The 24996-nt window shown below is 57.0% G+C and carries 23 protein-coding genes; 8 read left to right on the top strand and 15 right to left on the bottom strand.

Annotated elements, in window-relative coordinates; all coding sequences use genetic code 11:
* Nucleotides 1–6: 6 nt before the first annotated feature.
* From oppB to ACFFLD_RS15635, 8 genes are all read right to left on the bottom strand, one after another.
* Nucleotides 7–933, bottom strand: coding sequence for an oligopeptide ABC transporter permease OppB (gene oppB, locus ACFFLD_RS15670; protein ID WP_386041988.1), 927 nt, complete (start codon nucleotides 931–933; stop codon nucleotides 7–9).
* Nucleotides 934–1006: 73 nt separating this feature from the next.
* Complete coding sequence (locus ACFFLD_RS15665; protein WP_386041986.1) at nucleotides 1007–2593, bottom strand: peptide ABC transporter substrate-binding protein; 1587 nt, start codon at nucleotides 2591–2593, stop codon at nucleotides 1007–1009.
* 138 nt (nucleotides 2594–2731) lie between these two features.
* Nucleotides 2732–4333: a peptide ABC transporter substrate-binding protein gene (locus ACFFLD_RS15660; protein WP_386041984.1), complete on the bottom strand. Its 1602-nt coding sequence runs from the start codon at nucleotides 4331–4333 to the stop codon at nucleotides 2732–2734.
* A 606-nt stretch (nucleotides 4334–4939) separates the two neighbouring features.
* Nucleotides 4940–5908 carry a substrate-binding domain-containing protein gene (locus ACFFLD_RS15655; RefSeq protein ID WP_386041982.1) on the bottom strand — a complete coding sequence of 323 codons (969 nt, stop codon included), beginning with the start codon at nucleotides 5906–5908 and terminating at the stop codon, nucleotides 4940–4942.
* 117 nt (nucleotides 5909–6025) lie between these two features.
* The gene (locus ACFFLD_RS15650) at nucleotides 6026–7018 is read right to left on the bottom strand and encodes an ABC transporter permease (protein ID WP_386041980.1); all 993 of its coding nucleotides are present in this window, start codon (nucleotides 7016–7018) and stop codon (nucleotides 6026–6028) included.
* Entirely contained in the window at nucleotides 7002–8543 is a 1542-nt protein-coding gene (locus tag ACFFLD_RS15645; protein WP_386041978.1) for a sugar ABC transporter ATP-binding protein, read from the bottom strand. The genes ACFFLD_RS15650 and ACFFLD_RS15645 overlap by 17 nt, the downstream gene beginning before the upstream one ends.
* Entirely contained in the window at nucleotides 8536–9717 is a 1182-nt protein-coding gene (locus ACFFLD_RS15640; RefSeq protein WP_386041976.1) for a Gfo/Idh/MocA family protein, read from the bottom strand. The genes ACFFLD_RS15645 and ACFFLD_RS15640 overlap by 8 nt, the downstream gene beginning before the upstream one ends.
* Before the next feature lie 21 nt (nucleotides 9718–9738).
* The gene (locus tag ACFFLD_RS15635) at nucleotides 9739–10794 is read right to left on the bottom strand and encodes a sugar phosphate isomerase/epimerase family protein (RefSeq protein WP_386041974.1); all 1056 of its coding nucleotides are present in this window, start codon (nucleotides 10792–10794) and stop codon (nucleotides 9739–9741) included.
* Nucleotides 10795–11171: 377 nt separating this feature from the next.
* Here ACFFLD_RS15635 and ACFFLD_RS15630 point away from each other — a divergent pair, with 377 nt between their 5' ends.
* Nucleotides 11172–12215 (top strand): LacI family DNA-binding transcriptional regulator, encoded by a 1044-nt coding sequence (locus ACFFLD_RS15630; protein WP_386041972.1) that lies wholly within the window; start codon nucleotides 11172–11174, stop codon nucleotides 12213–12215.
* A gap of 153 nt (nucleotides 12216–12368) precedes the next feature.
* Here ACFFLD_RS15630 and paoC read toward each other — a convergent pair whose 3' ends face one another.
* From paoC to ACFFLD_RS15615, 3 genes are read right to left on the bottom strand one after another with little or no spacing between them, the layout of a single operon-like run.
* Nucleotides 12369–14552, bottom strand: a complete 2184-nt coding sequence (gene paoC, locus ACFFLD_RS15625) for an aldehyde oxidoreductase molybdenum-binding subunit PaoC (protein WP_386041970.1) — start codon at nucleotides 14550–14552, stop codon at nucleotides 12369–12371.
* Between the two features lie 3 nt (nucleotides 14553–14555).
* Nucleotides 14556–15506 carry an FAD binding domain-containing protein gene (locus ACFFLD_RS15620; RefSeq protein WP_386041968.1) on the bottom strand — a complete coding sequence of 317 codons (951 nt, stop codon included), beginning with the start codon at nucleotides 15504–15506 and terminating at the stop codon, nucleotides 14556–14558.
* Complete coding sequence (locus ACFFLD_RS15615; RefSeq protein WP_386041966.1) at nucleotides 15503–16063, bottom strand: 2Fe-2S iron-sulfur cluster-binding protein; 561 nt, start codon at nucleotides 16061–16063, stop codon at nucleotides 15503–15505. The genes ACFFLD_RS15620 and ACFFLD_RS15615 overlap by 4 nt, the downstream gene beginning before the upstream one ends.
* 216 nt (nucleotides 16064–16279) lie before the next feature.
* On the opposite strand from ACFFLD_RS15615, the gene ACFFLD_RS15610 reads away from it, so the two are divergent.
* Nucleotides 16280–17269, top strand: a complete 990-nt coding sequence (locus ACFFLD_RS15610; RefSeq protein WP_386041964.1) for an XdhC family protein — start codon at nucleotides 16280–16282, stop codon at nucleotides 17267–17269.
* Nucleotides 17259–17855 (top strand): nucleotidyltransferase family protein, encoded by a 597-nt coding sequence (locus tag ACFFLD_RS15605; protein ID WP_386041962.1) that lies wholly within the window; start codon nucleotides 17259–17261, stop codon nucleotides 17853–17855. Before ACFFLD_RS15610 ends, ACFFLD_RS15605 begins: the two co-directional genes overlap by 11 nt.
* Before the next feature lie 24 nt (nucleotides 17856–17879).
* Here the strand turns inward: ACFFLD_RS15605 and ACFFLD_RS15600 are convergent, their stop codons facing one another.
* A complete protein-coding gene (locus ACFFLD_RS15600) occupies nucleotides 17880–18266 on the bottom strand; it encodes a DUF423 domain-containing protein (protein WP_386041960.1) in 387 nt (128 codons plus the stop codon).
* 239 nt (nucleotides 18267–18505) lie between these two features.
* Here ACFFLD_RS15600 and thiS point away from each other — a divergent pair, with 239 nt between their 5' ends.
* From thiS to trmB, 3 genes are all read left to right on the top strand, one after another.
* Nucleotides 18506–18706, top strand: a complete 201-nt coding sequence (gene thiS, locus ACFFLD_RS15595) for a sulfur carrier protein ThiS (protein WP_386041958.1) — start codon at nucleotides 18506–18508, stop codon at nucleotides 18704–18706.
* 62 nt (nucleotides 18707–18768) lie between these two features.
* A complete protein-coding gene (locus ACFFLD_RS15590) occupies nucleotides 18769–19563 on the top strand; it encodes a thiazole synthase (RefSeq protein ID WP_386041956.1) in 795 nt (264 codons plus the stop codon).
* 5 nt (nucleotides 19564–19568) lie between these two features.
* On the top strand, nucleotides 19569–20312 hold the full coding sequence (gene trmB / locus ACFFLD_RS15585) for a tRNA (guanosine(46)-N7)-methyltransferase TrmB (protein ID WP_386041954.1): 744 nt from the start codon (nucleotides 19569–19571) through the stop codon (nucleotides 20310–20312).
* A 36-nt stretch (nucleotides 20313–20348) separates the two neighbouring features.
* On the opposite strand, the gene ACFFLD_RS15580 is transcribed toward trmB, so the two are convergent.
* Both ACFFLD_RS15580 and ACFFLD_RS15575 read right to left on the bottom strand, forming a co-directional pair.
* On the bottom strand, nucleotides 20349–21347 hold the full coding sequence (locus ACFFLD_RS15580; protein ID WP_386041952.1) for a 2-hydroxyacid dehydrogenase: 999 nt from the start codon (nucleotides 21345–21347) through the stop codon (nucleotides 20349–20351).
* A gap of 394 nt (nucleotides 21348–21741) precedes the next feature.
* The gene (locus ACFFLD_RS15575; protein WP_386041950.1) at nucleotides 21742–22656 is read right to left on the bottom strand and encodes an AEC family transporter; all 915 of its coding nucleotides are present in this window, start codon (nucleotides 22654–22656) and stop codon (nucleotides 21742–21744) included.
* A 107-nt stretch (nucleotides 22657–22763) separates the two neighbouring features.
* Here ACFFLD_RS15575 and ACFFLD_RS15570 point away from each other — a divergent pair, with 107 nt between their 5' ends.
* Together ACFFLD_RS15570 and ACFFLD_RS15565 are read left to right on the top strand one after the other, a co-directional pair.
* The gene (locus ACFFLD_RS15570) at nucleotides 22764–23267 is read left to right on the top strand and encodes a hypothetical protein (RefSeq protein ID WP_386041948.1); all 504 of its coding nucleotides are present in this window, start codon (nucleotides 22764–22766) and stop codon (nucleotides 23265–23267) included.
* Nucleotides 23268–23272: 5 nt separating this feature from the next.
* Nucleotides 23273–23866 (top strand): SCO family protein, encoded by a 594-nt coding sequence (locus ACFFLD_RS15565; protein WP_386041946.1) that lies wholly within the window; start codon nucleotides 23273–23275, stop codon nucleotides 23864–23866.
* Between the two features lie 43 nt (nucleotides 23867–23909).
* Here ACFFLD_RS15565 and ACFFLD_RS15560 read toward each other — a convergent pair whose 3' ends face one another.
* Nucleotides 23910–24995 (bottom strand): poly(3-hydroxybutyrate) depolymerase, encoded by a 1086-nt coding sequence (locus ACFFLD_RS15560; protein ID WP_386041944.1) that lies wholly within the window; start codon nucleotides 24993–24995, stop codon nucleotides 23910–23912.
* Nucleotide 24996: the final 1 nt, after the last annotated feature.

Raw genomic sequence — 24996 nt, 5'->3', positions numbered from 1 at the left:
CTCCGTTCAATCGTCATAGCGGATCTGGGGGTCAAATAGCGAATAGAGGAGATCGACGATCAGGTTCATCAAGACGATCAGTACCCCGTAGAACACCACCGTTCCCATCACCAGGGTGTAGTCCCGGTTGAGCGCGCCCTGAACAAAGTAGCGACCAATCCCTGGCAGGCCGAAGATCTGCTCGATCACCACCGAGCCGGTGATAATGCCGGCGATGGCAGGCCCGAGATAAGAAAGGATCGGCAGCATCGCCGGGCGCAGGGCATGGCGCATAATCACTTCGCGCTCGGTAAGTCCCTTGGCCCTGGCGGTGCGGATAAAGTGACTGCCCAGCACCTCGATCATCGAGGCGCGCATCATGCGGGCAATATAGGCAATCTGCTGGATCGCCAGCGCCACCACCGGAAGCACCAGGTTGGGCAAGGCACCGCCATTCCACCCCCCCACCGGCAGCCAGCCGAGAACGATGCCGAAAAACAGCGCCATCAGTGGCGCGATCACGAAGTTGGGCACCGCGATGCCGCCCAGCGCCACCCCCATGAGGGTGTAATCTAGCGCAGTATTGCGCTTCAAGGCAGCAAAGACCCCCATGGGAATACCCAGCAGCAACGCCAGCACGATCGCTAGCGCCCCAAGTTGAAGGCTGACCGGAAAGCCCTGGAGCAGCAGGTCGCTGACCGAAAAATCCTTGTAGACGAACGAAGGGCCGAAATCGCCCTGGGCCAGATTGCCCATATAGCGCAGGTACTGCTGCCACAGCGGCTCGTCCATGTGATAGGCGGCCATCAGGTTGGCCTCGATCTCGGGCGGCAGCTGGCGCTCGCCGTCGAAAGGTCCGCCCGGGGCCATGCGCATCAAGAAAAACGACAGCGTAATGACGATCAAAAGCGTCGGGATCGCCATGGCAAGGCGTTTGGCGATATAGGTCAGCATGCGTCTGCCTCTGCCCGTCCATAATGGCCAGCGAACGGCTGGTCAGGCTTAGCGTGTTGTGCCATCTCGGTGTCTACTCCTCGAGCGTGATATAACGAAGCGGGTGAACGTCCAGCGGCGTGTTGTGCCAACCGGAAACGCTAGGCGAGACCAGCGCCAAATTGACGTAGTCGTAAAGCGGCAGCAGCGCGTAGTCGTCGAGCAGCTGCTGCTGGGCATCAGTCAGCACGTCGGCGCGCTCTTCGACATCGAGAATAGCGTCGCTACGTGCAACCAGGGCGTCGTACTCGGCGTTCTCATAGCCTGTGCTGCGCGCCGCTGTACCGCCATTGCTAAACGCATTCAAAAAGTCGTAGGGGTCGTCGATGGTCGCGACCATGCCGTAGCGGGCCAGCTCAAAGTTACCCTCGTTAACGTTGGCATAGTGAGTGGCGGCTTCACTATTGTTGAGCGTTACCTCGACCCCCAGCGGTTGCCACATCGCGGCTATCGCCACGGCAATTCGACGGTGGTCATCCAGCGTATTGTAGCGCAGCTCGACCTCGAGCGGGTTATCCGGTCCATATCCCGCCTCAGTCAACAGTTGCCGGGCGCGCTCGAGGCGCTCATCCATGGGCATATCGGCAAAGGTCATTTCGCCTTGGGTACCGCCGGTGGTGGCCCGCGGCACGAACCAGTAGGAAGGAATCTGGCCCATCCCCAGCAACTGCTCGGTAATCACTTCGCGGCGGCTGGCGAGATTCAGCGCCTCGCGTACGCGCACGTCGCTGAAGGGGCTATCATCGGCCATGTTGAACATGTAGAAGTAGCTGGCCACCATCGGGCCTACCTGCAGCGCATCCGCCAGGTTCTCCTCGATCCACGCGAACTGCTGGCCGGGCACCCCGCTGTAGCTGATATCCAGCCCGCCCGCGCGGTAGCGGGTCAGCGCCGTATTGGCGTCCTCCAAGGGGTAGAAGATCGCCTCATCGAGGGCCACGCTATCAGCGGCGTAGTAGGCGGGATTTTTCGCCAGGGTGATATGGTCCTGGGGCTGCCACTGTGCAAGCATGAAGGGCCCGCTCACCGGCGTTTGCCCAGGCTCTATCCAGCGCTCGCCCTGCTCGGTCAGGTAGTGCTCGGGGAGCGGGGCGGCCTCGGGCATCGCCAGCGCCTGCATGAACCAGGCGGTGGGCTTTTCGAAATGGATGCGCAGGGTATGTTCATCCAGCACTTCAACGCCCAGACTCTCGGGCTCGGCCTCGCCGATATTGACAGCGCGCGCGCCTTCGATGGGGTAGTAGAGCTGGGCGTTATGAGCGGCTATTTCAGGCCGGAGCAGGCGACGCAGGCTATAAAGCGCATCATCGGCGGTAATCGGCTCTCCGTCGGACCACTGCGCCTCTTCGCGCAGATAGAGCGTCAGTGCATCGCCTGCCCCGCTCATTTCCCAGCGCTCAGCAAGGCCGGGTACCAGTTCACCTTCGGGGCCATAGCTTACCAGGGTTTCGAACATCTCACGGATGATGCGCGTCTCCCAGACGCCGCTGGAGCGCTGCGGGTCGAGCGTACCCGGCTCCGCGCCGTTATCGATACGCAGCGTCGCTGCCTGAGCGCCGAGGCTGGTAAGCGTCAACGCAGCGACACCGATGGCCACCGCCAAACGGGTTAAATGGGGCATAAGTCCTCCTACTTTCTGTTAGCGGCTCATCCTTTGGAACAAGCACGGCTTCGCCGCCCTTGTGGGGCATGGGCGATTAACATCGGAGTAATAGGGAGCTAAGCGCAAGGCTGGCCGCACCAGCCTTGCGCAGTGCGGTTACTCGTCGAAGCTGATCCAGCGCGACGGGTGATCGTCCTGGATATTGTTTTCCCAGCCGGAGATCGCCGGGTTCACCAGATTACGGCTGACGTAGAACATCAGCGGCGCCAGAGCGTTGTCTTCAAGGGCCAACTGCTCGGCCTGCTCGAGAATCGCCTGACGCTCATCAAGGTCCTGGGTCTGTGCCGCTTCATCCATCATGGCGTCGAACTCAGGATTGCTGTAGGCGCCGTAGTTGTTACCCACGCCACTTTGCAGCAGCACCAGGAAGTTCTCGGCGTCGTTATAGTCGGCAATCCAGCCGGCCCGGGCGATGTCGAAATCCCCCTCAGCGATGGACTGGTAGTGCACCGTCGCCTCGGAGTTGACCATCTCGACGTTGACGCCAAGCGGGCGCCACATGGCGGCAACCGCCACGGCAATGCGCTGGTGCTCATCGTTGGAGTTGTAGCGCAGGCGCAGGTTGAGCGGGTTATCCTGACTATAACCCGCCTCTTCCATCAGCTCTTTGGCTCGGGCCATGCGGTCATCAAAGGACTCGTCGGCAATCGCCATCGGCTGCTGCTCATAGTGGCTGGTGCCGGGCGGCACGAGCGAATACGCCGTTTCGAAGGTGCCCTTCATCAGCTGTTCGGTGATTACGTCGCGGCGAATAGCGAGGTTGAGCGCCTCGCGTACTCGTGCGTCGGTCGTCGGGTGGCCGTCGCGGTGATTGAACACGTAGTAGTAGGATCCCTGGTACGCGGCCATCTGGGTGGCATCGGGCAGGTTCTCCATGAGCCACTCATAGCGCTCGGAATTGTAATCTCGAATGATATCCAGTTCGCCGGCGCGAAAGCGCGAGATCGCCGCATTGCGGTCTTCAGTGGTGTGGAACACCACGCCATCCAGGCTTACGTCGTCCGCGTCGTAGTAGGTCGGGCTCTTCTCGGTGGTGATGGTGGACTGCGAAATCCACTCGACCGGATGGAAGGCGCCGTTGGAGGCGATATGATCCAGGTCGATCCAGCGTCGACCGTACTCCTCCACCAGGTGCGCGGGCTGCGGGTAGGCGGTGTAGTGGGTCAACAGCTGGGTGAAGTAGGGTGTCGGATGATTGAGTTCGACTTTCAGCGTGCGCCCATCATCAAGCGATTCCACCCCAAGCGCATCCAGCGGCGCTTCACCCTTGTTAACGGCCTCAGCATTGGCGATCGGGTAGAGCATGTAGGCGTATTTGGAAGCGTTGGCGGGGTTTAGTAACTGGCGCCAACCCACCACGAAGTCCTCAGCGGTGACCGGCTCGCCATCCGACCAAACCGCGCCTTCGCGCATCTGGAAGGTGTAAGTCAGGCCATCGTCGGAGATCTCGTAATCGGTTGCCATGCCCGGCAGAAGCTCGCCATCCGGTCCTTCTTTGAAGAGGCCTTCAAACACGTCCCTGAGCACCTGAGATTCCCAGACGCCCCCAGAGACTTGCGAGGTATCAAACGAGGCAAGCTCTCCCATAACGCCAATATCCAGTGTTTCAGCCTGTACCGACTGGCTTGCGAGTGCAGCAGACGCAATGAACACCGCTGTGGATAGTGCACGTTTGTGCACGCCGCTTACAAGACGCATAGTGATCTCCTAAAGATCTGATAAATAAGATTATCTGGTTGTTGTGATATCGATAGGCGTGCAATTGGAACAATTTATCAGTTGTTTTCACTGACTTTGTTTCTCTAAGATAGTATTTTTTTTTGTTAGCTGTCTAGCAATCAACTTAAAATAATTAAATGCGAATCTTAACAACATAGGTTAAATACGTAGCCATTAAACAACAAACAGGCTTTTTAAACTAAATCCCATTTTTTAAACGGGAAGATCCATGCCCCGCGATATTGGAAGGTGTATCAATGCCAGTCTCAAGCAGCATCTGAGGTAATACATGCTGTCCGCGCAGCTATCGGGCTACATTGAGCGGCTATTGCACGAGGGGTACCGGATGCATAAAGCCAAATAAAACCGCTTTATCGATGAGCAGTTTCAGACGATCACGATATTATCGCCCACGCCAAGCTGATTAAACTGGGCCGCCGGTTGGGTGTCGGTGAAGTGCAGGTGTTTTCAGTTGCTGATGACATGCGCCTACTGGCACACGTTACCGCAAGCTACACGCTGTCAGCCGCCTGGCGGCGGCTGACTTATAGTTTCGGTGGGGCGGTGAGCCGACCAACGGGATGCCTAGTAGGCTGCTTCTGGCTCGTAGTACTCTTCTACATTGTCGATGGTGATCAGATCAGCGTTAAGAATAAGTCGTGACGGCACGCCGTGGTACATATCGCCCAGATGCTCGCCTTTAACACCGTGTACCGCTAGCGCCATGGCAGAGGCAATCATGTTCGGCGGATAGGTAACAGTGCCTTTGACCATCGGGTGCTCATCACGAATCATTTCGATAACACGCTGCGAACCGCCACCGCCCACAATCAGTTGAATATCATCGCGGTTGTTTTCATCAACCGCCTGAAGGGCCGAGATCAATACGTCATCGTCACCCGCCCAAATGGCATCCACGTCGGGATTACTGCCCAGCAGGTCTTCCGTTACGCTAAGTGCCTGCTGTGGGTTCCAGTTGGTCGTTTGGGAGGCCAGAATATTGATGTCGGGGTAGTTTTCCATCACCCGGTTAAAGGCATCAACACGCTGGGTATTGATGGGAATGGGCGGACCTTCCAACACCAGAATATTACCCTCGCCACCCAACTCTTCAGCGATATAACGCGCGGCGTGATCGCCCAAGCCTGGATTATCCCCCGCAATAAAGACGTTTTGCGCAGGCGTTTCAAGCTCGCGGTCCACCACCACCGTATAGATGCCTTCATCGTAGGCTTCAGAAATAACCGCCTGAAGCGTGGCCGGGTCATGTGGAAGAATAACCAACGCATCCAGATCGCGAATCATCAAGTCTTCCACGTTAGAGACTTGGGCTGTCCCGGAGTTGGCGGAAAGGACGGTAAAGCTCACCTCCGGGTGCTTTTCACTGAGGTCGTCGGCGGCGAGCTGTGCCCACCATAACAGGCCTGCGGTCCAGCCGTGGTCAGCGGACGGCACGGTGACGCCAATATGGTAGTCGTCGGCCAGTGCCAGGCTGGACGTGCCCGCCATGGCCGTTACCAGCGCGGCAGTCTTGAAAAGGCGTGATAGTGTCATTGTTATTGCTCCCTTTCTTGCATCGTGGATGGACGAGCCAATCCCGCCCAATGTGATCGTCGGCCCTGTTTGGGCATAGCGACCGAAAAGACCGTTTTTAACGTCCGTTTTTACGAATCAGGCACGCTTGTACTGCAGCAGCACCGCCAGCAAAATGACGCCACCTTTGACCAGCCCCTGTAAATAAGGGGAAACACCGGTCAGGTTAAGCATATTGTTAATAATGCCTAGTATCAGCGCACCGATGACCGTGCCCCATATTGAGCCGCGCCCACCGGAAAGCGCCGTGCCTCCGATCACCACGGCGGCGATAGCATCCAGTTCATAAAAGTAACCTGCATCGCTCGGGCTGACCGAGTTGAGCCGCGAGGTCAGCATGATGGCGGAAAGCCCCACGCAAATGCCCGCAATCACAAAGGTGGAGAGCACAATGCGCTCAACCCGAATGCCCGAGTAGCGTGCTACCTGAGGATTAGCGCCCACCGCGCACACATGGCGCCCGTAAGGGGTATGAAACAGCAGCACATGAGCAATGATCGCTAGGCCAAAGAACACCAGTACGGGAATTGGAATGCCCAGAAAGTAACCACCGCCCACGCTTGAGAAGTGCGGATTGGGAGTAGAAACCACTGCCGCATCAGTGAAGTAAAGCGCCAGCGAGCGAAAGATCGACATACTGGCAAGCGTTACCACAAAAGCCGCTATGCGCCCCCGGGTGACTAACAAACCGTTGAATAGCCCTAACAGCCCGCCCGCAGCAATAGCAGCCAACAGGCCAAGCAGCACCGCCTGGACAGGGTCACTAATGCTATTAATGATGTACAGGATAACCACGCCCACGAGCGCCACCATCGACCCCACCGACAAGTCAATCCCGCCGGCGATAATCACGAAGGTCATGCCGATGGCGATAATGCCGGTATAGGAAACCTGGCGCATCACGTTGGAGATATTGCGGGTATCGAGAAAATACTCACTGGCGATGGATGACACCACGAACAGCAATATCAGCGCCACCAGCGGGGCCAGAATCGTCGCGTTAAGGGGCAGCCTGCGCAGACCTTGGCGTGCAACGCTTCCCATTGTCTTGGTATTAGGCGGTTGAGCCATCTTTATTCCCCACTTGTTCACGGTTGGCGTGCTGTCGTGCGCCAGCGGCATACAGCATTATTTGTTCTTCGTTGATATCGTCACCGTTAAGCTCGACGGCTATTTGCCCCTCGCGAATCACTAACACCCGATCCGCGATACCAATGACCTCTTCAAGCTCGGAGGAGATCACGATAACGGCTTTATTTTGTTCGGTAAGGTCGCGAATCAGGCGATAGATCTGCTGCTTGGCACTAATGTCGATGCCACGTGTAGGCTCATCGAGAATCAAAATATCGGGCTCAATATCCAGTAGCTTTGAGAAGTAGACTTTCTGCTGGTTGCCACCACTCAACAAGCTAACCGGTGCCGCCAGGTTGGACGCCTTGATCGATAGGCGTTGCTGATAGTGCTCTGCACGTCGACGCTCAGCGCGATGCTGAATAAAACCGCGTACATAGCGTTTCAGGCTAAGGGCGGTAATGTTCTGCATGACGTTAAACGAGAGAATCAGCCCTTTGCCCTGGCGGTCTTCCGACAGATACGCCAAGCCATGGGCGTGGGCTTCGTTGGGTGATCGAACATCTACAAGCTCACCATCGATAAATATCTCGCCCTGCTCTTTGCGGTGCAGCCCCATGATGGTTTCAGCAATTTCGGTGCGCCCCGCACCTACCAGCCCGGCAAGCCCCAGCACTTCGCCACGGCGCACTTCAAGGTTGATGTCCTTGAGCTGGTCTTTAAGGCTTAAGCCCCGCACCCGCAGCGCGGGTGGCGTATTGTCAGCACGTTGCGCGAGCTTCTCAGGATAAATTTGTGACAGCTCACGCCCGACCATTTTGCGCGCCATGTCCTCTTCATCAAGCGTCGCGGTCTCGCACAGCTCTACCTGCTGGCCGTCCCGTAAAATCAGCAGCCGGTCACACAGGTCTTTGACCTCTTTCAGCTTGTGAGAAATAAATAAAATCGTGACGCCCTTGGCGACCAGCGCACGCACCACCCTGAACAATACGGCTACTTCACGGTCGGTCAGCACCGTCGTTGGCTCATCCAGAATCAGCACTCGCGCGTCGTTAACCAGTACCCTGGCCACTTCTACCATCTGCTTTTGGGCAACGCTTAGCCGCTCAATGGGAAGCTCTGGGTCCAGGTCCACTTCTAATGAGCTGAGCAGTTCCTGGGTGCGCTTCCGCATCCCGGCGTGGTCAAGGAATCCGTTACGGCGTACTTCCTGCCCCAAGAAGACATTTTCATAGACGCGCAGCGTGGGGATTAAATTGAATTCCTGGGGGATCATCGCCACGCCGTGAAAACGCGCCGTGATCGGGTCTAACGCGCTGAATAGCTGGCCATTCAGGTGGATCGTGCCCACCGTTGGCGTGTAAATACCGCTGATGATCTTTAACAGCGTGGATTTTCCAGCGCCATTTTCCCCCAGAATGCCCAGCACCTCGCCCGGCATCACGGAAAGGGAAATATCATCCAGTACCTGAACGGGGCCGAATGTTTTACCTATTCGCTCAAGCTTTAAAATAGGCTCACTCATGGAGCGCCCCGGAAGTGGCTGACGCGTTACCCAGATGCAGCGGCGTCCAGCTGCCGGCCGTCTGGCTCGAGGTAATGGCGGCCGCAATAAAACGCATGCCATCCACGCCGTCTTCAATGCCGGGTAGCCAGGCGGGATACTCACCAGCCGTGTGCCCATCGGCTAACGCCTGGTACAGGTTGGCAAAGGCTTCAATGTAGCCCTCCGGATGCCCGCCCGGTACGCGAACGCCTTGACCAACACCTGCGCTTAGCCAGTCATCGCGCCGCGTTAAACGCTGGCTTGGTCCGTTAAGCGGCTTCAACCACAGCTCATTGGGCTGCTCCTGGGCCCATTGCAGGCTGGCCTTCTCGCCGATAACGCGAATGGTTAACGCGTTTTCGTAACCGGCGGCCGTTTGGCTTGCCCACAACATGCCTCGCGCCCCGCCGTTGAAGCGCAGCAGTGCCTGAACGTTATCGTCAAGCGCCCGGCCCGGTACGGCAGTCACCAACTCAGCGCTGACCTCACTGACACGTTGGCCGCTAATAAATTGAGCCAACTGAAAAGCATGTACGCCGATATCTCCCAGGCAGCCAGCAGCGCCCGCTTGTGCGGGATCCAGCCGCCAAGCGGCCTGGCGATTATCGGCTTCTGGAGGTTCGCTTAACCACTCCTGAATATATTCAACCTGCACGTGGCGAAGCTGCCCTAGCACGCCGCCTGCAATCAATTCACGGGCATGTTGCACCAGTGGATAACCCGCGTAGTTATGCATTAATACAAAGTGGCGAGCGCTTTTCTCAGCCGCTTGGGCCAACTGTTCGGCTTCCGCAACGCTGAGCGTCATGGGTTTTTCACACACCACGTGAAAGCCCGCTTCCAGGCTTGCCAGCGCCGCCGAGTGATGCAGGTGGTTGGGGGTCACAATCGCCACGACCTGAGCGCCATCTTCGCGGGCAGCTTCGCCTGCCAACAGCGCTGCGTAGTCGGCATAGCAGCGCTGCTCATCAATGCCTAGCTCGTTGGCAGTCGCCAGGTTGCGCTCGGCCTGGGATGAAAAAGCCCCGGCCACCAGCTCAAAGCGGTCGTCCAGGCGCGCCGCCATACGGTGCACACCACCAATAAAGGCGCCTTGGCCGCCGCCTATCATGGCGAGGCGAAGTCTGCGTGGCGTGTCGTTGGTTGTTGTCATTATCTAACCCCTGAGCGTGGTTTAGCCGAGACCCAGCAGCGTGCGATTAGCCTCACGATCCGTCCCGGCATCGGCAAAGTCATCAAACGCGCGGTCGGTCACCTGGATAATGTGCTCATTCACGAACGTGACGCCTTCCGCCGCGCCCTGCTCAGGATGCTTGAGCGCACACTCCCACTCGATGACCGCCCAGCCGTCAAAATCGTACTGGGCCAGTTTCGAGAACACCGCTTTGAAATCGACCTGCCCATCGCCCAGGGAGCGAAAGCGGCCTGCCCGCTCGACCCAAGAGGTGTAGCCGCCGTAAACGCCCTGCTGGGCGGTAGGATGAAACTCGGCATCCTTAACATGAAACATGCGGATATACGGGTGATAACGATCAAGAAAGGCAAGGTGATCAAGCTGTTGAAGCACCAAATGCGAAGGGTCATACAGCATGCAGCAGCGCGGGTGATGGTCCACGGCGGCTAAAAAACGCTCAAAGGTCGCGCCATCGTGCAGGTCTTCACCGGGATGAATTTCAAAACATAAATCCACGCCAGCGGCATCAAAGGCGTCCAGAATGGGCTGCCAGCGCTTGGCAAGCTCGGCGAACCCGTCTTCAACCAGCCCGGCCGGGCGCTGCGGCCAAGGATAAAGGAACGGCCAGAGCAGCGAGCCAGAGAACGTGGCATGCGCTTTCAAACCCAGATTGGCGCTGGCTTGGGCAGCAAGCTTTAGCTGCTCGACAGCCCAGGCCTGACGTGCGATAGGGTCGCCGTGCAGTTCAGGTGGGGCGAATCCATCAAACAGCCTGTCATAAACCGGATGCACGGCCACCAATTGGCCCTGCAGGTGAGTGGACAGTTCACAAATCTCTAGGCCATAACCCGCTAAAAGGGTCTGAATGTCCTGACAATACGCCTGGCTTTCCGCTGCCCGTTCAAGATCAAAAAACCGCTTATCCAGCGTGGGCATTTGAACCGCTTTAAAACCCAGGGTTGACGCCCAGCGGGCGATACTCTCCAAGCTATCAAAAGGGGGTTGATCGCCAATATACTGGGCGAGAAAGAGCGCAGGCCCTTTAAGGGTCTTCATCATCCACCTCATTTGTCTTGTTGTTGTAGCGTCAGCAATCAGCGTTGACATGACGATGTAATGGATTACATTCCAGCAGAGCAAAGAAAGGCGGTCAAGCTGAACCTAAAACACAAAGAAAAAAGGTAATATGCTGATTAAAATGATTTTACAGGGCGTAAAATGCCTGTCAGCCAGCTAATCTTTAGACTAAAGAATAAATAAAAGTCGTGTAATAAAGCTGCACATACTTACCAAACTAATCATAAAGTTAAGATTAACAGGGCGATTAAAATGGTCAGAGCATTATGTAATCATTTACATTTCAGGCCATAGCGCGCCAAAATCGAATTTAACCACCCGCTTATTACGGCACGTTTTCTCAGGATCACCGTTCAATGTTTACCCCCCAGTCAACGAGCAAACAGCCGCAAAGCGTGCCCACTATTAAGGATGTGGCTAAAGCGGCAGGCTGTTCGACGGCGACCGTGTCACGCGCCCTGGCAGCGCCTGAAAAAGTTAGCGATGCCACCCGGGAGCGGGTTAATCGGGCAATTACCCAGGTGGGCTACGCGCCCAATATCGCCGCGCGCAACTTACGACGCGCCGAGTCCAAAACCATTGTGGCGCTCTTGCCGGATATTTCTAACCCGTTCTTCTCCGAGATTATTAGCGGTATGGAAGACGTTGCCCATCAGGCGGGTTACCAGATACTGATTGGCGACTGCGAACACGATCCAGCGCGTGCGGAGGCCTATTTTCGGCTGCTTTCGACTAACCAAGCCGATGGCATTGTGCTGCTGACCTCAGAGGTTCCCAAAGCACTGGTCAGGCAGGCGCATGGTCAGACGGGCTTTCCGCTGGTCATGGCCTGTGAGTTTTTTAGCGATATTGACCTGCCATTAATTGCTATCGATAACCATCAGGCCAGTGTCCAGGCGGTTGATTATCTGGTGTCGTTAGGGCATCGGCGCATAGCCACACTTTCCGGCCCCACTAACAATCCTATCTGCCAGTCGCGAATACGGGGCTACCGCGATGCGCTTGCCTCCCATCAACTTAATGATGAAGCGCGCATCGTTGAGGGCAATTTCAGCTTTCGCTCTGGTTATCAGCAAGGGCTTGCGTTGCTGGAGGGGAAAACGCCCCGACCTACCGCGATCTTTTGCCATAGCGATGAGATGGCCGTTGGCGTGCTTAAAGCCGCCCGCCAGTTGGGAATAATCGTGCCCAACCAGCTGTCCGTGGTCGGCTTTGATAATATCGGATTGAGCGAATACTGCGACCCAGAGCTGACCACCATTAGTCAGCCGCGTAACGAAATCGGCCGACAGGCCATGCAGCTACTGCTTCACTTAATGCGCGGCGAACAGGCCATCCGGCAGCAAACGCTAAGCAGTCATCTGATCGTGCGTAAAAGCACCGGGCGGCTTCAAGACTAGCTCTTACAGTGTCGAACTAAAAACTCAGCTTTAAAATTCTGCTCTCAAGCCTCGGAGTTGAATAGTGGGCCAATTAGCGAAAGTAGCCGTAAAAAAGGCCCGGTGTCAGCACTCTGACCCGGACCCTATTCGCGCTAGCGTCCTATCTACGTATTACCCGGCAGGCAGTTGGTCGATCACTTTATCAAGGGTCATCGGGTAATCGCGTACCCGCACGCCGGAGGCGTTATAGATCGCGTTGGCGATGGCCGCCGCGACACCGCAGATCCCCAGCTCCCCGACGCCCTTGGCTTTTAACGGTGAGGATGCCGCATCGGAGGTATCCAGAAAGATCACCTCCTGCTCGGGTATATCGGCGTGGACCGCAATCTCGTAGCCCGCGAAGTCATGATTGACGAAGAAGCCACGCTCCGTATCCACGGCCATCCCCTCGGTCAAGGCAGCGCCTGCCCCCATGGTCATACCGCCCAGCACCTGGCTGCGTGCCGTGATTGGGTTTAAGATGCGCCCTGCATCGACCACCGCCAGCATACGCCGTAGGCGAGTTTCTCCGGTATAGGCATGCACAGCCACCTCGACAAAATGCGCCGCGAAGGTGCCAAGCTCCAGCTTGTCCTTGAAGTCGCCAAAGTTGATCGAGTCTTCCGCCACAATCTCTTCACCATTCGCCACGTCGGCCAATGCAATATCAGTATCGCCAGCCAGGACCCGCCCGTTTTCAAAGCGTGCCTCGTCAACGTTCAGTTGCTTGGTAATCTCTGCCTGTAAGGCCACGCAGGCGGCGTAGACACCTGCGGTGGAGCTGGTCGCGCCAAACTGCCCGCCTGAGCCAGAGGAGGCAGGGTAGGCGCTATTGCCAAGACGCATTTCTACATCCTGCATCTCCATTCCCATGGTTTCTGCCGCCGTCTGGGCCAGGATGGTATAGGAGCCGGTACCGATATCGGTCATGTCGGTTTCCACCACCAGACGCCCCTTCTGCAAGCGCACCCGTGCGCCCGAGGTCATGGTGGGCGCACCGCGGTAGGCTCCCGCCATCCCGTGGCCAATCAGCCATTGGCCTTCTCGCTGACCACCCGGCGTTACGTTACGCTCGGCCCAGCCGAAAGCCTCGGCACCTTTGCGCAAACACTCCACAAAGTGGCGGTCGCTGAAGGGTTTTGATGGCTCCCCAGGATTGACCTGAGTGTCGTTGAGGATCCTGAACTCGACCGGGTCCATACCCAGCTTCTCGGCCATTTCATCCATGGCGATTTCAAGTACTGCCAGTCCCGAGGCTTCGCCAGGGGCACGCATGTCTGCCGACTCAGGCAGGTGCATATCAATCGGGTGGTGCGCCACACGGCGATTTTCACCCGCATAAAAGCAGAGAGTTTGATTCACCGCATCTTCACCGCTACCGCCTGGCAGCGTATGCGAGACAGCCGCGTGATCGAAGGCGGTGATTTTGCCATCTGAACCGGCGGCAATGCGCAGCCGCTGAATCGTGCCGGAACGATGCGTGGCGTTGTTGAAGATCATCGGGCGCGGCAGAGCCACCTTGACCGGTCGGCCTGTCGCTCGCGATCCCAAGGCAGCCAGGACCGCATCGGCGCGCAGCCACAATTTACCGCCAAACCCGCCCCCCACATAGGGGCTTTCCAGCCGGATGGTATCGGCATCAATATTAAACGTGGTGGCAAGCGCCTGACGCGTCCACTCAACCATCTGGTTTGAGGTCCATAGCGTCATTTGCCCGCCATCGGACCAGTCAACGATAGAAGCGTGGGGCTCCATCATGGCATGGCTTTGCGAAGCCGTACGGTAGGTTTCGTCCAGGGTGACCGGTGCGGCGTCGAACGCTGCGTCAACATCGCCTACGTGGGCGATCGGCTCACCGGTATTCTGCAGGCGTTGCCAAGCGTCTTCCATATCAAATGTGCTGGGTATTTCTTCATAGCGCACCTCAATCAGAGACGCCGCGCCACGCGCCTGCTCCAGGGTATCGGCGACCACCACGGCAATGGCTTGATGGTAATGCTCGACCGTATCACCACCAAACAGCCGAGCAATATTACTCTTGGCACGGTTCAGCGGTTCAATATCCACGGTAGTGATGACTGCCGCAACGCCGGGCGCGGCGCGGGCAGCAGAGGCGTCCATATGGGTAATTTTCCCTCTGGCAATCGTTGCGCCTAGGGGGTAGCCCACCAGCTGGTTAGCCACGACATCGTGCCGCTCGTAAGCGTAAGGGGCATGGCCGGTTACTTTGAGAACGCCATCGATTCGTGCATGGGGCTTGCCGATAATGCGGGCGTGGTCGAACAGGTTGTCGTCAGTTGATTGGTTAAAATCCATGATTTACTCCTGAGCCAGCAGGGTGGCCAGCGTTCGCTCTGCCAGCGTCAACTTATAGGCGTTCTCTTGAGTGGGGCGGGCACCGTCAAGCAGGCGCGCCATCACCGCTTGCGCCCCGTCAGGAAGCGCCGCGTCGGCGTCATCGCGACGCCATGGCTTGGGCGCCACACCGCCCAGCGCAACGCGCCCCGTACCATCGGGTGCCTGAATCAACGCAACGGATACCAGTGCAAACGCATAAGACGCCCGATCACGCACTTTATAGTAGGCGTGGCGGCCCCCTACGGGGGGTGGCAGCAATACGGCGGTAATCATTTCGCCCGTTTCCAGGACGTTCTCAACGTTAGGGGTATCACCTGGCAACTGATAAAACTCATCCAACGTTAGGCGACGCGTATCCCCCGAGGGCGTGACGGTTTCCACTTCGGCATCCAGTACACGCAGGGCAACGGCCATGTCTGATGGATGAGTGGCAATGCACGCATCCGAGGTGCCGATAATGCCCAACTGCCGCGTGGTGGCGCCTTCTCCCAGTGCTCCGCAGCCGGTACCCGGCGCGCGTTTGTTGCAGGGCATGCCGGTATCGTAAAAGTAGGCACAGCGCGTGCGCTGGAGCAGATTCCCGCCCGTGGTGGCCTTGTTACGCAACTGCCCCGAGGCACCCGATACCAGCGCCCGGCTCAATACCGCGTAATCCTTGCGCACACGGGCGTCCGCCGAGAGCGCGGCGTTACTGACCAGCGCTCCAATGCGCAGGCCGCCCTCATCTGTCGGGGTAATGTCGTTAAGGCCCGTTCCCGATACATCTATAAGATGCTCGGGAATCTCGATTTCGTGCTTCATCAGGTCAAGCAGGTTAGTGCCGCCCGCAATAAACTTGGCGCCCGGCACTTCCGCCGCTCGCGCTGCAGCCTGGGCAGGGTCGCTTATGCGTTCATAGGAGAAAGCTTTCATGAGCGCGCCTCCGCCACCTGATGAATGGCCTTGAGAATGTTGGCGTAAGCGCCGCAGCGGCAGAGATTACCCGACATTCGCTCACGGATTTCCGCATCACTGATGTCGATAGGCGCGTTCAGATCTTGGGTAACATGGCTTGGTAGCCCCGCTTTGATCTCATCAAGCACCGCCTTGGCCGAGCAGATCTGTCCCGGCGTACAGTAGCCGCACTGGAACCCATCGTGATCGACAAAGGCTTGCTGCATAGGATCAAGCTGTTCGGCCTCGGCCAATCCTTCTATCGTCGAGATTTCATCGCCATCATGCATGACGGCAAGCGACAGACATGAGTTGATACGTACGCCGTTTACGGACACCGTGCAGGCGCCGCACTGACCGAGGTCACAGCCTTTCTTGGAGCCGGTGAGGTGAAGATGTTCACGCAGGGCATCCAGCAGCGTGGTGCGATTATCCAGCGTCAAGGTATGCTGTTCACCATTGACGATCAGTGAAAAAGTGGTGCTATCTGCGTTCACGGTCTTGGGTTGTCTTTCGACATTATTAGAGGAGTTCATCGTTATAGGCCTTCCTTGAGTGTTGCTATCACTTATTCGATGCAATAAGGCCTTTAGCATAGTCACAATTGTTGGAAACAGCCGAATCGCTACCCAAATCTTATAAAATCGTATGAACAAAAACGTTTCATCAGCGCTAGTTGGGCTACGCTAAGACACGTTAATCACGCAAGACAGGCAATGGATGCCGTTTGCTAACTATTGGAAATGTTTGAAATGCAGCATTTGGACGTGCAGGTTATCGAACAAGCGCTTACCTGGTCCCGACAGGGCGAAACCGTCTGGCTATGTACCGTGCTCGCCACCTTTGGCTCATCGCCTCGTGCTCCCGGTTCCTGGATGGTGGTCAACAGCAAGGGCAAGCACCTGGGCTCACTCTCCGGCGGCTGTGTGGAAGATGATTTTGTTCAACGCCTGGCCGAAGGGCAGTTTGAACAGGCCGCCAGCGTCATACGCTACGGCGATGCCAGCGATGACCGAGGCAGCCATATCATGCTGCCATGCGGCGGCATACTGGAAGTTCTCATTGAGAGGCTACCCGCCACGCCGGAGACACGGGAGCATTTGAGCACCCTAAAAGCCACGCTGGAAGGTCGACAGCGGCTGATGCGGAATGTGGATATCACGACCGGCCGACATTACTTCACCGACGATGCCACGCTGGGGCCGCGCGTGATCTGGCCCAATGAAGAAGGCGAGCCCAACGTGGTAAAAATGCGGCTCGCCCCGGCGCGGCGGTTAATCATTGCTGGCATTTCGCCCGTCTCCAGAGTATGCGCGTCGTTTGCCGTCACCTTAGGATTTGAGGTGATCGTCTGCGACCCCGACGAAACTGCCTGCCAGGAATTTAACGTTCCGGGCGTGGAGGTTAAGGCGCTGTTACCGTCTCAATACATCGCCGCCAATGGGTGCCATGACACCACGGCCATCGTGGCGCTCACCCACGACCCTCGTATTGACGACCTAGCGATGATGGAAGCAGTACGCACGCCGGCTTTTTATATTGGCGTGATGGGCTCAAAGCGCACCTCAACAGAGCGGGCAACGCGGCTGGTGCGTTCCGGCGGACTGAGTGACGCGGAGCTTGAACGCCTGCATATGCCGATTGGCCTGGCAATGGGAAGCAAGACACCGGCCGAAATAGCCCTCGCAGTGATAGCCGATATTGTACGCGTACTGCACGGCAAGGCACGAGATGAGCTCTGACACAGGCGATCAGGTGGTCGCCCTAGTGATGGCCGCTGGTTACTCACGGCGCTTTGGCGCAGACGATAAACGCCTGGCGCCCCTGGCCGATGGTCACTCGTTACTCACCGCCTCGGTCGCCAAGGCACGCCAAGCCTTTAACCAACTGCGGGTTGTCATTCGTGAGGACGATGACCCCAGCTTATTAGGCCTTGCAGACGACGTAGCGCTGATTCGCGTTCGTCACGCCCACCTTGGCCTAGGGGCAAGCATCGCCGAAGCGGTGGCTATCCTTAGCCGTGATCCAACGCTAAGCAACACCCACGCTGTGGCCATTCTGCTGGGCGATATGCCGTGGATAAAACCGGAGGGGCTAATCGCACTTCAGCAGCTGGCCACCCGCGATACCATTGTACGACCCTGCCACGCTGGCAAGCTGGGCCACCCGGTCATTTTCGGACGCATGCTGTGGCCCGACCTCGAAGCGCTAACTGGCGCCAGTGGCGCGCGGGAAGTTATTCGCCACCATGCCGCCCGGTATCACCAATATGACCTGCAGGACGTCGGTCTGTTCGGGGATGTCGATACGCCCGCCGACCTTTTGTAGAACTGAATGCCGCCATGAAAAGTATCAGTCACGGGCGGGCGCTCTGACCACACTCACGGCTAACGCCAGCCACCCCACCATTAGCAACAGCCCACCGATGGGCGTCACGATACCCACACTCAGTCCGGCCAGGGCCATCAGGTAAAGCGAGCCCGAAAAGCCCACCATGCCCAGCCCCCAAAGCGCTACGACCCAGCGCCAGCCAGGCAGGTTGAAGACCCGCTGGGCAATCAGCACACCGAATATCGCCAGCGTATGCCACGCCTGATAACGCACGCCGGTTTCCATCGCGCTCACCATGGCGGCGCTGGCACGCTCGGCAAGACCATGAGCCGCGTAGGCGCCAAGAATGACCATTAGCACGCCGGATAGCGCCACTCCACACCCGATTATTCGCTCTGCTCCCCGCATGCCTGCTCCTTTTCACTGGATGGATATTTCACCTGGCGGATAAGACTCGCCATACCTTGCACCGCCGGAAACCGCTACAATAGGGACACTTTATGGTATTTCGCTAGGGTTTACTCTCTACACTGCTTCTAGACTCTTTGGACGCTGTGTCTTTATAGACGCTATGTCTTTATAGACGCTGAGCCTTTATAGACGCTGAGCCTAACTAGAGCTTATGCCTCGATAGACGAGACCTTCTTATGCATATTCAACTCAATGGCGAGCCTTATACGCTAGACGCTGAGCTTACCGCCGCAGACCTGATCGAACGGTTGGGGCTGACCGGTCGGCGCGTGGCGGTAGAAATCAACGAAGAGATCGTACCGCGCAGCCAACTGGCCACCACCCGCCTGAGCCAAGATGATCAGGTGGAAGTCGTGCACGCCATCGGTGGTGGCTGAGCCGTAAGCTCTGCCTTCACCTCTGACACTGCCTATTTCACGCGCTTTATCCAGGATCCGCTATGACACTGCACACCGATACGCCGTTTACCATTGCCGGACGCGACTTCAGCTCTCGCCTGCTGGTGGGCACCGGTAAATACAAGGACTTCATTGAGACCGGCGAGGCGATTGCTGAAAGTGGCGCCGAGATTGTCACCTTCGCCGTACGGCGCACCAACCTTGGCCAGGACGCCGAAGCGCCCAACCTCCTCGATGTCATCTCGCCTTCGCGTTATACCCTGTTGCCCAATACGGCCGGCTGCTACACCGCCAAGGACGCCGTGCGCACCTGCCGCCTGGCCCGCGAGCTGCTGGATGGGCACAACCTCGTCAAGCTTGAAGTACTCGGCGACGACCACACTCTGTACCCCAATGTGATGGAAACCCTGAAAGCCGCCGAGACGCTTTTAGCCGATGGTTTTGATGTCATGGTGTACACCAGCGACGACCCGATTGTCGCCCGTGAACTGGAAGCCATGGGCTGCTGCGCCATCATGCCGCTGGGCTCGCTCATCGGCTCGGGTCATGGCATTCAGAACCCGCACAACGTGCGCCTGATCGTTGAGCAGAGCCGCGTGCCGGTACTTATCGACGCCGGTATCGGTACTGCCTCCGACGCCGCCATGGCGATGGAGCTTGGCTGCGATGGCGTATTGCTCAATAGTGCGATTGCCCACGCGCGTGAACCACTGCGCATGGCGCGCGCCATGAAAAGCGCCGTGGAAGCCGGCCGCGATGCATTTCTGGCTGGGCGCATGGCGCGCCGCCAGAGCGCTGACCCTTCATCCCCTTTTGCTGGCCGTATCAACGGTTGAGAGCTATGACTGACATTCAAAAACCCGATGAATCTTCCACCGGCCCTGAAGGACCGGACGCACCGCTGCACCGTCGGGGGATCAAAAGCTACGTGATTCGCGCCGGGCGTATGACCCAAGCGCAAACGCGTGGCCTGGAAGACGTATGGCCGCGCTTTGGGCTAACCATTGCCGACGGGCTACAGGACCTTGATGCGCTGTTTGGCCGCCAGGCACCGCGCGTGGTCGAGATCGGTTTTGGTATGGGCAATTCGCTGATCGAACAGGCACAAACCCACCCGGATACTGATTTCATCGGCATCGAGGTACACGCCCCAGGTGTTGGAAAACTGTTGGATGAAGTGGATAAGCGCGGGCTGACCAACCTGCGTATTTACAAGGAAGATGCGCTGGCGGTGCTGGAGCAGTGCCTGCCGGAAGGCTCAATCACCACCGTGCAGCTGTTTTTTCCCGATCCCTGGCCGAAGAAGAAACACCACAAGCGACGCATCGTTCAGCCAGCATTTGCAGAGCTGATTCGCACACGCCTGATGCCCGGCGGCACCTTTCATATGGCCACCGACTGGGAAGCGTACGCGGAGTGGATGGCCGAGGTAATGGAAGCTGCCCCCGGCTATGCCAATACTGCCGATTCGGAAACCGCGCCCTACGTGCCTCGCCCAGCGTTTCGCCCACTGACCAAGTTTGAAGCACGCGGTGAGAAGCTCGGCCACGGCGTCTGGGATCTGATTTACTGCCGGGAAGAATAGCCGCGTGGTTGAACACAGCCAGTTTTCAGACAGAGCTTAGCCCTGCGAGGCCTTCACTTGATGCAAGGTGCCTTGGCCGCTTTCGAAGGCATCGATATTGGCTAAGGTAGTCTCGGCAATATTGGTCAAGGCTTCGTGGGTAAAGAAGGCCTGATGGCCGGTGATAAGAACGTTATGGAAGGTCGTTAAGCGCATGAACTGATCATCGTCGATCACACCTTGGGAGAGATCTTCAAAGAATAATTGCTCTTCTTCCTCGTAAACATCCAGCCCCAGATGGCCTATTTTGCCGCTTTTCAGTCCAGCAATGACCGCTTGCGTATCGACCACCCTGCCACGACCGGTATTAATCAGCATCACGCCATCTTTCATCTGTGCGATGGCCTCGGCATCAATTAAATGATGAGTGTCAGGCGTCAGTGGGCAGTGAAGCGAGATAATATCCGCCTGGGCATATAGCGTGGTTAGCGGAACATACTCCACAAACGGCTTCGCCTGCGGATCAGGGAAAGGATCACTGGCGACGATACGACAACCAAAGCCGTGCATGATATCAGCAAAGATCAAGCCAATCTGGCCGGTCCCAATTACCCCCACGTTTTTTCCGTGTAGGTCGAATCCCAACAGGCCATTCAACGAAAAGTTTCCTTCGCGCACTCGGTTGTAAGCACGATAGGTCTGACGGTTGAGGCTTAGCAGCAAGGCCACCGCATGCTCTGCGACCGCGTAAGGAGAGTATGCCGGAACCCGTGCCACGGTGATGCCCAGTTGGTCAGCCGCCGTCAGATCAACATGATTAAAGCCCGCTGAGCGCAATGCCACTAACCGTGTTCCCCCGTCATGTAATTGCTGCAACACGGAGGCATCCAGACCGTCATTAACGAATGCGCATACCGCATCATACTGGGCGGCCAAGGGGGCAGTATCCTCGGTTAAACGCGCTTCGAAGAAGCTTAAGGTGTGTCGTTTATCCTTATTGGCGCGCTTAAAAAACGTACCGTCATAAGGCTTGGCACTAAATAAGGCGATGCGCATTGGCGTATCTCATCAGCGATGTCAGGAGCGTTCACTCAAACGTAGACGCCTAGCCGCTGCCAATCAATAGCGCTTGTTACCAGCCGCTAACCGGACAGGCAAACATCGCGTTCACTATCAACGCCGCTGACGCTGAGAGAAAGGCCAGTAGGAGAGAATATAGATGAAAAAGCAGCACGCGGAAAAAAGAAAGCCGCTCCAAAGGAGCGGCAAAAGACCGTGACTAGCAATGAGAGGGAGAAACCATGACAGGCAATAGGTAATGATGTTTTACCGAGTCTCTGTCTTGGTTGTCAGCGTCTCATCAAACGCTGACAATCACACTATAATAATTCTCATTTACCTCGTCAACACAAATACGAATATTTTTTATTATCGTTTAACGTTTGCGTTATCAGCTCACTAATCGCAGCCATAACGGAAGGGTCAGCATGGCCAGCAGGGTTTGCCCGGTAATAATGGCGGCCATTAACTCAGCGTCACCTCCCAATTGTCGAGCTAATATATATGCGGACGTAGCGGTGGGCAGCGCCGCAAACAGTAGCGCCACATCACGGCTGACGGGGTCCAGCTGTAACAACCAGGTAAATGCCAACACTAACGCTGGCATCAGCAGTAGTTTAATGCTCGTAGTGGCCAACACACCGCGGTCAACACGCAGCAACGCCGCAGGGCGCAGTGCCACCCCCACCGCTATCAGCCCCAGCGGCAACGCTGCACGCCCCAGTAACTCAACAGTATCGCGACTCCATCCCGGCAATCCCAGCCCAGAAAGGTTTAGGCCGATCCCCGCTAAGCAGGCCAGAATCAGTGGGTTTTTAATCAACGCGATGACACTTTTGCCCACACTGGCGCCACCTAATGTGCCCGCGGCCACAAAGCTTGCCACGCACATCACGTTAACCACCGGCACCATCAAGGCCACCGCGACCGCTGCGGTGGTCGTCCCCAAACTCCCATGTAATGCGGCAGCCCCAGCGACACCAACATAGGTGTTGAAGCGCACCGCACCCTGAAAAACGGAAGTAAATGCCGCGGGCGTCAGCTTTAACCAAGTGCGAAAACGCCATAACAGTAGGCCAAATAACGTCATTGCGCCCAGTAGCACCAAGGCTAAGCGCGTCACCGGCACTTGGCTCACATCGGCGCTGGCCAACGTAGCCACTAACATGGCAGGAAAGAGTACAAAATAGATCAGCCGCTCCATCTGCGGCCAAAAGGAGTCGCTGGGCCAGCGCCAGTAGCCGAGCATGGCGCCGAATAAAATCAATAAAAACAGCGGACCTAACGCACCGGTAATACTCTCCATGTGAGTCCTTTTATGCCTGCGACATCCCAGCACAGCGATATCGTCATGATTACTGTTACCATGGCGTTAACTCCCCGCCTTTGGGCTAGCGTAACGATTATTCTGCCATGAAGATGACTTTAAAACCTGGCCACTCATCAGGCTTTCCCGTGTTAAGGGTATTGATACTGGTCACTGGCTTAGCGCTGGCGGCCTGTGCATGGTACGCCTTTGCGCATTGGCTTCATCGTGACAGCGAGGTGACATGGTTCCCCCCCACCTCGTCCTGCAATCTGCATATTGCCCCCTGTTCCACCATGCTGGGCGATAAAGGCCGCGTCACCTTACACATTCAGACAAACGGGCGTATTGAGGCGTTAGAGATATTACCTCTGGACGTCAAAGTAGACGGTCTTAAAGCGACCCAAGTGGACATTGATTTTATTGGTCGCGATATGGACTTAGGGCTACACCGCTTTGCACTTACTGAGCAATCCCCCCACCATTTTCAAGGTCAGGGCCAAGTGGGAATTTGCACCCAGACCGTTATGCCGTGGCGAGCTCGTGTCATACTGAATACGGCAGAAGGAAAGATGGGCAGCTGGTTTGATTTTGATGTGATTCGGAGTTAGCGCACATGGCACGCAAATCGTTATGGTTGGGCGCGGGAGTAGTAGTGATATTGATCGTGACCATCGGTCTCTATCAGTTCGTGTTCGCCCGTCACGATGGTGAACCCGTGGGAGGCCCGCTCGAACTGCCATCCACGCAGGGCGACTTCTCATTAAGCCAATTAAAAGACGATCAACTCGCGATTTTGTCGTTTGGTTATACCTACTGCCCCGATGTGTGCCCCATGAATCAAGCCGTCAAACGCCAGGCCCTAGCTCAGCTTAAGAGTGAGCAGCGCGAACGTGTCATCCCGGTGATGGTTACCGTCGACCCTGAGCGCGATACTATCGAGCGTATGCGCGAGTACATGGCTTTTTTTGGCGATGAGTTTATCGGTGCGGTAGGCAATCAAGAACAGCTTGACGATGTCGCGTCGCGCTATGGCGTGATATGGAGAAAAGTCGAGGCACCTGAATCCGCCATGGCGTACACCATCGATCACAGCGCCTCGCTTTTTTTGGTTAACCGGGAGGGCGATATTCTGCAACGAGTGCTCTACTCACCGACCCCCCATGCGCTCGTGTCCGCCCTGGAGACGGAACTGAAGCGCATAAACTGACAAGAGTGAACTGAAAAACAACGCGCCCTGAAGGGCCGTAGGTTTACTTGGGCTCGGCCTCTAGCCGATCAAGCATGCCCATTAGCGCACCGATTTGAGTCCCCTCCCGTGTATCGTGTAGAGGACTTAACTGCCAGGTACTCTCGGCAAACCCCCACCAATCCCAACAGCCCTGTGGATTCGCCATACTGCTTTCTGCTTGTGGATAAAGCACGATTTGCTGATGTGTGGCCGCCCACTCATTTAAACCGCTGTAACGTACAAAAGCGTCACCAATGACCTCGGCGCTCATCTGGCAACCATGCAGCGCCAATGTGACGGGACATCCTCCTGCCTCACAGCCAGCCGGTATAAACACATAGCCAGTGTCGGCGATGCCCTTTGCCGCAAATGTTGACTGGTCGAACGTCGTTAACTCTCCCCCTTGCTCATCACGCTGCCCGTCAGCACGGATGGCTTGCCTATCGGGATAGAGCCATTCAAGCATCTGCCCAGCGATGTCGTCATCACAGGCCAACAGATGATTACCCCCTCCCTGCTGACAATCCCCCCACTCATGAGCGGCGGAGGTAGCGTCGTTCGACAACCTTACCGGCCAGCCATGCCCGGCATTATCACTGCGTGCAACGTGCAGCTGCTCTGGCGAGGCCAGCCACTGTTGCCACTGCTCCGCGAGCAAATCGCCTAGCAGCGGTGCCACCACCTCGTCTTTTTCACCATGCCAAAAGTAGGCTCGGAGCTTGCCAAGCGCGGCGGGGCTACCGACCTGCTCCAACGCCAGGTAATGCTGATAGCGCTTGTCCAATTCCGCTAATGAAGGCGCGCCACGACGCGTCATCATGCATTGGTTAAGCGCCAGGCTCAGCGCCCCCTGTGCACAACTCCACGGCCCTGCCGCCAGCACGCCCACGCCGCTGAATCGCTCGGGCCAGGCGACGGCCAGCTGCGTCGCCATATAACCACCCGATGATACCCCCACCACGCTTGCCTGATGGCTAGCGGCTGCTAATGCAGGTAACTCATCAGGCTCACTGGCTGTTTCGGCCTGGGCAAGGGGTGACCACAGACCCAATAAAACCAGCGCATAAGCTAATCGGTACGGCGAGGCGGAGGGGGCAGCTTTCATCATC

Origin of the sequence: Vreelandella sulfidaeris (assembly GCF_042429665.1) — a bacterium.
Taxonomy (GTDB): Bacteria; Pseudomonadota; Gammaproteobacteria; order Pseudomonadales; family Halomonadaceae; genus Vreelandella.
The sequence above is the reverse complement of the archived record's forward strand: the minus strand, read 5'-3'. Positions and strand labels throughout refer to the sequence as shown.

What these genes read in the sequence shown, in the direction of transcription:
- oppB (WP_386041988.1), bottom strand. Translation starts at nt 933, where the DNA reads ATGCTGACCTATATCGCCAAACGCCTTGCCATGGCGATCCCGACGCTT.
- ACFFLD_RS15665 (WP_386041986.1), bottom strand. Translation starts at nt 2,593, where the DNA reads ATGCCCCATTTAACCCGTTTGGCGGTGGCCATCGGTGTCGCTGCGTTG.
- ACFFLD_RS15660 (WP_386041984.1), bottom strand. Translation starts at nt 4,333, where the DNA reads ATGCGTCTTGTAAGCGGCGTGCACAAACGTGCACTATCCACAGCGGTG.
- ACFFLD_RS15655 (WP_386041982.1), bottom strand. Translation starts at nt 5,908, where the DNA reads ATGACACTATCACGCCTTTTCAAGACTGCCGCGCTGGTAACGGCCATG.
- ACFFLD_RS15650 (WP_386041980.1), bottom strand. Translation starts at nt 7,018, where the DNA reads ATGGCTCAACCGCCTAATACCAAGACAATGGGAAGCGTTGCACGCCAA.
- ACFFLD_RS15645 (WP_386041978.1), bottom strand. Translation starts at nt 8,543, where the DNA reads ATGAGTGAGCCTATTTTAAAGCTTGAGCGAATAGGTAAAACATTCGGC.
- ACFFLD_RS15640 (WP_386041976.1), bottom strand. Translation starts at nt 9,717, where the DNA reads ATGACAACAACCAACGACACGCCACGCAGACTTCGCCTCGCCATGATA.
- ACFFLD_RS15635 (WP_386041974.1), bottom strand. Translation starts at nt 10,794, where the DNA reads ATGAAGACCCTTAAAGGGCCTGCGCTCTTTCTCGCCCAGTATATTGGC.
- ACFFLD_RS15630 (WP_386041972.1), top strand. Translation starts at nt 11,172, where the DNA reads ATGTTTACCCCCCAGTCAACGAGCAAACAGCCGCAAAGCGTGCCCACT.
- paoC (WP_386041970.1), bottom strand. Translation starts at nt 14,552, where the DNA reads ATGGATTTTAACCAATCAACTGACGACAACCTGTTCGACCACGCCCGC.
- ACFFLD_RS15620 (WP_386041968.1), bottom strand. Translation starts at nt 15,506, where the DNA reads ATGAAAGCTTTCTCCTATGAACGCATAAGCGACCCTGCCCAGGCTGCA.
- ACFFLD_RS15615 (WP_386041966.1), bottom strand. Translation starts at nt 16,063, where the DNA reads ATGAACTCCTCTAATAATGTCGAAAGACAACCCAAGACCGTGAACGCA.
- ACFFLD_RS15610 (WP_386041964.1), top strand. Translation starts at nt 16,280, where the DNA reads ATGCAGCATTTGGACGTGCAGGTTATCGAACAAGCGCTTACCTGGTCC.
- ACFFLD_RS15605 (WP_386041962.1), top strand. Translation starts at nt 17,259, where the DNA reads ATGAGCTCTGACACAGGCGATCAGGTGGTCGCCCTAGTGATGGCCGCT.
- ACFFLD_RS15600 (WP_386041960.1), bottom strand. Translation starts at nt 18,266, where the DNA reads ATGCGGGGAGCAGAGCGAATAATCGGGTGTGGAGTGGCGCTATCCGGC.
- thiS (WP_386041958.1), top strand. Translation starts at nt 18,506, where the DNA reads ATGCATATTCAACTCAATGGCGAGCCTTATACGCTAGACGCTGAGCTT.
- ACFFLD_RS15590 (WP_386041956.1), top strand. Translation starts at nt 18,769, where the DNA reads ATGACACTGCACACCGATACGCCGTTTACCATTGCCGGACGCGACTTC.
- trmB (WP_386041954.1), top strand. Translation starts at nt 19,569, where the DNA reads ATGACTGACATTCAAAAACCCGATGAATCTTCCACCGGCCCTGAAGGA.
- ACFFLD_RS15580 (WP_386041952.1), bottom strand. Translation starts at nt 21,347, where the DNA reads ATGCGCATCGCCTTATTTAGTGCCAAGCCTTATGACGGTACGTTTTTT.
- ACFFLD_RS15575 (WP_386041950.1), bottom strand. Translation starts at nt 22,656, where the DNA reads ATGGAGAGTATTACCGGTGCGTTAGGTCCGCTGTTTTTATTGATTTTA.
- ACFFLD_RS15570 (WP_386041948.1), top strand. Translation starts at nt 22,764, where the DNA reads ATGAAGATGACTTTAAAACCTGGCCACTCATCAGGCTTTCCCGTGTTA.
- ACFFLD_RS15565 (WP_386041946.1), top strand. Translation starts at nt 23,273, where the DNA reads ATGGCACGCAAATCGTTATGGTTGGGCGCGGGAGTAGTAGTGATATTG.
- ACFFLD_RS15560 (WP_386041944.1), bottom strand. Translation starts at nt 24,995, where the DNA reads ATGATGAAAGCTGCCCCCTCCGCCTCGCCGTACCGATTAGCTTATGCG.